Annotated in this window: 4 protein-coding genes; 3 read left to right on the forward strand and 1 reads right to left on the reverse strand. The window is 45.2% G+C overall.

What is annotated here, in order from left to right; genetic code table 11:
* Nucleotides 1–55: 55 nt before the first annotated feature.
* The 3 genes from IDZ20_RS06925 to IDZ20_RS06935 all read left to right on the forward strand — a co-directional run bounded on the left by IDZ20_RS06925 (nucleotide 56) and on the right by IDZ20_RS06935 (nucleotide 5,371).
* Complete coding sequence (locus tag IDZ20_RS06925; RefSeq protein WP_245792174.1) at nucleotides 56–2,434, forward strand: VWA domain-containing protein; 2,379 nt, start codon at nucleotides 56–58, stop codon at nucleotides 2,432–2,434.
* Nucleotides 2,435–2,734: 300 nt separating this feature from the next.
* Nucleotides 2,735–4,108, forward strand: coding sequence for a cellulose-binding domain-containing protein (locus IDZ20_RS06930; RefSeq protein WP_188150698.1), 1,374 nt, complete (start codon nucleotides 2,735–2,737; stop codon nucleotides 4,106–4,108).
* Between the two features lie 117 nt (nucleotides 4,109–4,225).
* Nucleotides 4,226–5,371: an AraC family transcriptional regulator gene (locus IDZ20_RS06935; RefSeq protein WP_188150699.1), complete on the forward strand. Its 1,146-nt coding sequence runs from the start codon at nucleotides 4,226–4,228 to the stop codon at nucleotides 5,369–5,371.
* A gap of 38 nt (nucleotides 5,372–5,409) precedes the next feature.
* Here the strand turns inward: IDZ20_RS06935 and IDZ20_RS06940 are convergent, their stop codons facing one another.
* A complete protein-coding gene (locus IDZ20_RS06940) occupies nucleotides 5,410–6,717 on the reverse strand; it encodes a GGDEF domain-containing protein (RefSeq protein ID WP_188150700.1) in 1,308 nt (435 codons plus the stop codon).
* Nucleotides 6,718–7,434: the final 717 nt, after the last annotated feature.

Here is a 7,434-nt window from a genome sequence, read left to right on the forward strand (position 1 = left end):
AATGAGGCAATGACAGTGTTATTGCCTTTTTTATTGGCATCTACCGGAACCATCTATGATACAACGCCTCGGTGCTTCTTCCTTAACGGGTAACCGCCTCACTGCTCGTAACACGACGAGATACGGGCGCTTATACGCGCTTGTGCTGCTGGCGTTGCTACTGCCGCTGCTGCCGTCCATGGCTTTTGCCCAGATGCCTCTACCGGCGGATGTTCGCCTCGTAATTGACGTGTCTGGCAGCATGAAAGCCAACGACCCCAATAACTTGCGTCAGCCAGCTGTCGAGCTTTTAGTGCAGTTGTTACCGGAAGGCAGTCAAGCCGGCGTGTGGACCTTTGGCAAGTGGGTGAACATGTTGGTGCCACACAAACCGGTTAGCGAAGCTTGGCGTGCCAATGCTCTTCAGCAGGCGCAAGAGATCAACTCGGTTGGCTTATTTACCAATATTGGCGAAGCCCTAGAAAAGGCCAGTCACGATTTAGATACCCCCAACAGCGAGTATAAAACCAGCATAATTCTATTGACCGATGGCATGGTCGATATTGAAAAATCCCCAGAGGCGAACAAAAAAGAATGGCGACGTATTGTCGATGAAGTATTGCCGCGCTTAAAAGCCAGCGGCGTCACCATACATACCATTGCCTTGTCGGATAATGCCGATACCAACCTGATGAGCAAACTCAGCCTTGGCACCGGCGGTATGGCAGAGGTCGCCCTCAGTGCCGACGATCTGATGCGGATTTTTCTAAAAGCTTTCGACGCCGCCGCCCCCGCCGAGAAAGTCCCTCTAGCGGATAACCGCTTCGTTATCGATTCAAGCGTAGAAGAATTTACCGCTCTAATTTTTCGCAAAGACCCAAGCCAGCAAACAGAACTGATCGGCCCAGATCAAACCGTTTATTCAGCAGCGTTAGACAACAGTGAAGCTCGCTGGCATCGCGCACCCGATTACGATCTGATAACCGTAAAACAACCCTTAGAAGGCGAGTGGGGTGTAAAAGCGGCAATGGATCCTAGTAGTCGCGTAACCGTGGTGAGCAACTTAAACCTGCGCGTAAAGCCGTTACCGCTCAATGTGTATATCGGGCAAGAAGAAGAGCTGGCACTGTTTTTACAGGAAGATGGCGCTGTTATTACCCGCCCTGAATTCTTGCGCATTATGACGATTGACGCGCAAATGGAAGCCGGTAACGATGAGTTCGATTTGAAACAGTTTTGGCAGGTAGCCTTAAGCGACGATACGCCGCCGGCCACTGGGCGCTACAGCACCCCTTTACCGGCTTTTGATAAAGACGGTATCTATCAACTAAACCTAGTAGTGGATGGCAAGACCTTCGTTCGCCAATTTAGCCATCAATTTAACGTGCGCCAGCCATTTGGTGCAGAAGTTAAGCAGGTTATTGAAGACGGCAAACAGCAGTATGTGCTGGTTGCCAATTCTTTTACGCCGAATATAGATGTGCCGCGCACTCAAGTTGTGGCGACTATCACCACGCCGAAAGGTCGATCGCGTATTAGACCTCTTTCTGCAACCGATGTTGATACCTGGAAGGCGACACTTTTGCCCGATGTAGAAGGGGAATATCTCGTCAAGGTAAAGGCCAAGGGGTTCAACCTTGACGGAACGCCGTTCGAATATTCTCTGAGCGATATACGTTTTAACTACTCCTTGGATGGTGGTTTTGTCGAAGAGGAGGAGGCTTTTTTTGAGGAACCCGAAGCCACTCCAGAACCGACCGCTGCAGCTACGCCAGCGGCTACCGCCACACCCGAAGTTCCAGCAGAGCTGCAAGAAGACTCTTCCAGCAGTCAAGGTGTGCCACCCTGGATACTCTACGCGGCGCTTGGCGTCGCTAACCTGCTCATTTTTGCACTCGGGTTCTTCCTCTATCGCAAATTTATTGCCGATAAGTCAGACGACATTCTTGACCAATTTTCCGACGAAAGCATTGCTGAACCGGAAGAGGGCGCGGCCGCAGCTACAGAGCTGAATCAAGAAGAGACAGAAGTACCGGAAGAAGAGCCGCCAATGGAAGACCTCGAACCAGCGATGGAAGATATTGAGCCGGCGATGGAAGATATTGAGATTGATATTCAGGAGCCCGAACCCGAGCCAGATTTGGACGATATTGATCTTTCCGAAGATCTAGACGACGACCTTAGCCAACTGGTAGAAAGTGAGCCAGAAAGTGATCTAAAAGCAAGTACCGATCTCGCTGTTGATGAACTCGACGACCTCGATTTAATGGAACCAGATCCGGCCCCTGACGACGAGGAGAGTGACGCTGATGCGCCCGAAACCGAAGACGACGAAATGGTCGAAGCCATGCTAAAAGCGCAGGGCTTAGATTTGGCTGAAGATGAGCTAGACGAAGCTATTTCGAATCTTATCGATGATCTTGATGATGACTTCGACGATGATTCAAAGAAATAGCCGTAGGCGTTGATATTTTCCCATCCCCCGCAACTGATATTCCTTTTAAATCTATAGCTGAACTATAAGGCGTATGAAAATACGCTACTTCTCATTTCGATGAACTTAACTTGAGTCTGCCGGCAGGGCTTAGCTCGGGTTTTACCCTTGTGTCTACTCATTTTACAAGGTGGGATGTTGCACTTTACGTAATAAGACAAAAGTGGAACACGTTATTTGTTTGTTTTATCTATGCTGCTGACTGGGCGTAACGCCCTTTGATGTATACCGTTGATAATAATAACGTCAGGAACATTACTTATGTCTAGATTTTCATTTACTACAGTAGCAATGATCAGTGTGTTGGGTGCGTTAGCATTTAACAGCGCGATAGCTAAACCATTTAAAGGTGCAGAAGTACGAACTTCAACATCCGTACTTTATGGCAAATATACAATGCGGATGCAAATGGCCAGAGGCAGCGGAATTTTATCCACATTTTTCACTTATAAAGAAGGTTCGGAGCAAACCGGTATCTTGTGGGAAGAGATCGATATTGAGATCTTAGGAAAAGACAATGCAAGCGCTTGGCAAAGTAACATTATTGTTGGCGATCCAAGAGAGACGACCGAAGGGCATCATAATACCGGTGGGTCACTTGCCGATGCTTATCACACTTATAGCCTAGAGTGGACCGATAGATATGTAGCATGGTTTTTTGACGGTGTTCAGGTTCGCCGTATAGATGGCGGTAATTTCGTGAATGCATTGGAAAACCCACAGGATATGCGCTTCAACTTATGGGCTGCAAATATTCCGGAATGGGTTGGCGCATTTGACACTAATGCCGTACCGGCGTACCAGTTTGTCAATTGGTTTGAGTACTCAAGTTATGATCCGTCTAATCAGACGTTTTCATTCGAGTGGCGTGATGATTTTAATAGCTTCAATAGCAGTCGGTGGATTACGGCATCGCACACCTTTGATGAAAACTTAGTCGATTTCACCCCTGAAAATGTCGTGGTTAGGGATGGCACGCTGATCTTAGCGTTAACCACCGAAAATCAAACAGGCTTTAATGGCGTTGTACCTAGTGACACTGGTAGCAGTAGTAGCAGTAGCAGCAGTAGCAGCAGTAGCAGCAGTAGCAGCAGTAGCAGTAGTAGCAGTAGTAGTAGCAGTAGTAGTAGCAGTAGTAGTAGTAGTAGCAGCTCGTCTTCGTCAGGTGCTTCTGGAGGTGATCAGTGTAATTGGTACGGCAGCCTATATCCTTTATGTAACAACCAGACAAGCGGTTGGGGCTGGGAAAACCAAACAAGTTGTATCGGTGCCAACACTTGTGTTTCTCAAGGTGGAAATGGCGGCATTGTTAATGGTGGAAATCCAACGCCGGTTCCAACACCAGTACCAACGGTAGCCCCAACAAGCACCCCAGTACCAACGCCGGTGCCAACAGCTGCACCTACGCCAACACCCACAATAACGCCGACGGCTGTACCCGGTGGGAACCTTAGTTGTGATGGTGTTAATGTATATCCAAACTGGACAGCCAAAGATTGGTCTGGCGGTCCAACTACACACAATAACTCGGGCGATAAAATGCAGTACAGTGGCATGCTGTATTCCGCTAATTGGTATACAAATTCGACCCCTGGAAGTGATTCCTCTTGGACATTACTAGGCGGTTGTCTATAGGGTGTTTAGGTGTCGACACGCTCCGCTTTTGGAACATCCGTAACTAAGGTGTGACAAGAGCGAGTTGTAAGATACTATCGTGCAAAAGGCTACCGAAATCGGTTGGAAGGAACACTAATGAAGTCGCCTATATTTAATTTGCACGATGTATTTATTGTTGTGACCGTTGTACAGAGCCTTTTTTTGGCTCTGTTTCAATTATTTATACCGACAAAAAACAGGCTCGCCACATTATTGTTGAGCCTGTTTTTTGTTGTTATTGCTATTTCATCGCTATCGGTAATGCTGTTTTGGGGTGACAACATCAATGTTAGTGGCTGGATAAAACTCTATTTACTCCCATATCTATTGGTTGTTAGCTTTTCTCTCAAAGGCCCATTTCTCTATTATTACGTCCTATCGTTAACGAGCAAATCTATTCGGATAACATCTGCTGCAGTAATTCATTTAGTACCTGTAGTTATCGGCGTGTTTGTCGTTTTGTTGTTTCATATCAGTAGCGATGATTTAAAGAATTTGGCGGTAGATAAGCCAAACCAGTTTGTTTGGAATATGATCAAACTGCTCCCACCAATCTACGCTATTTATGCGGTCTATTCCGTGCATCGATATCAATACTACCTTAAACGCCAATACTCTAGCCTAGACACTATGGTTATCGCATGGCTGTATTTTTTGACTTTAGGGTTTTCGCTCAATTGGTTTTGGTCTGCGTGTGTACACTTGGCTGGAGCCTATATACCAGCAGAATGGCTAGATAGTTACGGTATAGCCGATAATTACATAACACTTATTCTGGTTGTTTCACTATTTATAGTTAGTTTTTCCTACTCAGATAAACTGTTGATAACAAAATTTGAAAGCGATCGACCGATCAAAGATAGTGAAGTTAGTAATGAAACGCGCAAAAAAATTATTGAGGCAATGGAAGAGGGGAAGGTCTATTTGGATGGCCGCTTGAATATAGAAAGCTTTTCAAAAAAAATAGATGCAAACTATCGCGATGTATCAGCTGTGATTAATAAAGAGTTCAATACGAACTTTTTTGATTATGTGAATATGTTTAGAGTTGACGAAGCAATCGCGCGTTTAGCGGATGAGAGCAAGAAAGATTGCACGATACTGGATATTCTGCTCGAATCTGGCTTCAATAGTAGGTCAGCATTCCATCGGTTTTGGAAACGTCGCATTTCGGTGTCGCCGAGTGAATTTAGGCGGCAGGTCCTGAGCAATAGCAAAGACATTGATAGCTTCAGGGTTTAGATGTAGCCCTAGTGTTTATGGTGTGTATATTTTCGATATTAATCCTGATTTTCAGGAAGCATCTTGCAGCAGTTTCGACCTGAATTTTTGGCGAGGTATAGGGCTTTATCTACAGTTTCTATCGATTCTTCAAGCGTTTTTTCTGGTGAGAGGGACGACACTCCAATGCTGGCGCTTATCGTAATATCTAAATTAGATTGTATTCGTATCTCCATAATTTTTAAGCGTAACCTTTCGGCTTTATGCATCGTATTTAAAATGGAAGAATTTGGGCATACAATTAAAAACTCCTCGCCTCCCCAGCGGCATACTGTGTCTGTACGCCGTACACTTGTCAGTAGTAACAAGCCAACTGCGGTTAAAAATTCATCGCCAACATTGTGCCCGTGGGTATCATTGAGTCGCTTAAAATAATCTATATCGAGGAGAATTAAACCGGTCGATTCGGTAGACATAGATCGGATTGTTGTTTCGAGAACGTTATTGCCTCCTCTTCTATTCATGCAGCCTGTCAATTCGTCGAGAATTGAGAGTTCTTTATATTTTAGATTTTGTTCCGCTAAGAGTTCCGAGTGTACTCGAATCGAGTCGAGAGTTATTTGTTTGTTGGCAACCGTTTTGCGAAGTGAATAAATTGTTTTAGATATATAAACAACTAACCCAAATGACCATATCGAAATAATCAACAGGTACCAGTTTTCTTTCGATATGTAAGGCCCGCTTAGCACTAGGCTTTTTAACTGTATATCGTGATTGCCCTCTGGAGTTGGGTAAGGGAAATCAATTCCTAGGTTTACGATATTAGTGAACTCAGGAAAAGATAGCGCTCTTGGTAAAGCCGACTCGCGCAGCCACCATTCGGCAACCGAGAATTCCCCTAAGGTTAGCGTTAAGGGGTTGCTGTTTAAGTCTCGAGTCATAATCAACGTACCATTATACTTAGACGAATTACGACTATCTGTAACAGCCGAGTATTTAAGGCTGAAGTTTCGAAAATATAAACGGACGGCCTCGCCAGAACCGTTATAAGTCATTTCGAGATGAATTTTTCTATAATGCGATAAATCGACACCATTTACGTCCCCATCGCCGAGCTGGAGATTCATTCCACAGAAAGTTTGAGTTCTAGAAGGCATTTGGAACTTACAGCGAAACGACAGCTTAGCCTCATCGTTCCAGCTTGCCGAAGTCTCACCTGTATTATCGCTGTAGAGGGTGCTATAGGCATTGGGCACCACCGTCATTTTGCGCTGAGGTAAGTGGTCATAGATCACAATTAGGATTGCTGTGCACACTAGCAAAGCAATTAGTCGTGCCAATTGACTTTTGGTACCCTTGGTTTCCATTTTGATCGTTAACCTTCTGGGGGGCGGCAGTTTGTGGTAGTTGTTATCCAAGTGGGTTATTAAAAAATGCTGAGATAGAACCGTAAGGCCTAAGTGGTACTAAACGAGTCAATCTCGTATAAGCATAGGCTAAGTTAGGGTTCTTGGTAGCGGAACCTGCAGCGCGCGAGTGAATTACTTGCGGGCTATCGCGGAAAAATTAGGAGGCATGGTGATACGGTTTTCGGTGAGCGTAACATCGCAATCGATACCCCGAAGTTGACGTTATAGTCGCTGTTGCCGAATGGTGGGGTTTAAAACTTGCTGTGACCCACATAAATTCCTGCTCCCTCGATAGATGTGTACTTATGATCCTCCCTATTTCCATTAAGTATTTCGTAGTGCTTCTGCAATATCTTTTAATGTCAAAGTGTGAGTAAAAAATATCCTTTCCCGCAGCGGGCCGTATATTTTTTGACTGGTGTGATTGTTTTTTAGTTTGATTGTTGTGTGGCTTTAATATATTAATCTGTAGTTTTTAAAGTGTGAGTTGAGTTCTCTCGCGCCCATTCCCACTCAAGTGATTGGTTTCGACTCTTTACTCCCTTTTACTCCCTTTTACCCCCTTACTCTCGCCACCTCGCTCACTTGCGGCTTTACTAACTCCCCATAACTGACCTGAAAGACTTGGCGCGAATTTCAATTTAGATAAACGCGTCAGGTTTTTACTCCCCAAAA

Source organism: Teredinibacter waterburyi (assembly GCF_001922985.1).
Taxonomy (GTDB): Bacteria; Pseudomonadota; Gammaproteobacteria; order Pseudomonadales; family Cellvibrionaceae; genus Teredinibacter; species Teredinibacter waterburyi.

Coding starts and splice junctions, on each gene's coding strand:
- IDZ20_RS06935 (WP_188150699.1), top strand. CDS start 4,226: ATGAAGTCGCCTATATTTAATTTGCACGATGTATTTATTGTTGTGACC.
- IDZ20_RS06940 (WP_188150700.1), bottom strand. CDS start 6,717: ATGGAAACCAAGGGTACCAAAAGTCAATTGGCACGACTAATTGCTTTG.
- IDZ20_RS06925 (WP_245792174.1), top strand. CDS start 56: ATGATACAACGCCTCGGTGCTTCTTCCTTAACGGGTAACCGCCTCACT.
- IDZ20_RS06930 (WP_188150698.1), top strand. CDS start 2,735: ATGTCTAGATTTTCATTTACTACAGTAGCAATGATCAGTGTGTTGGGT.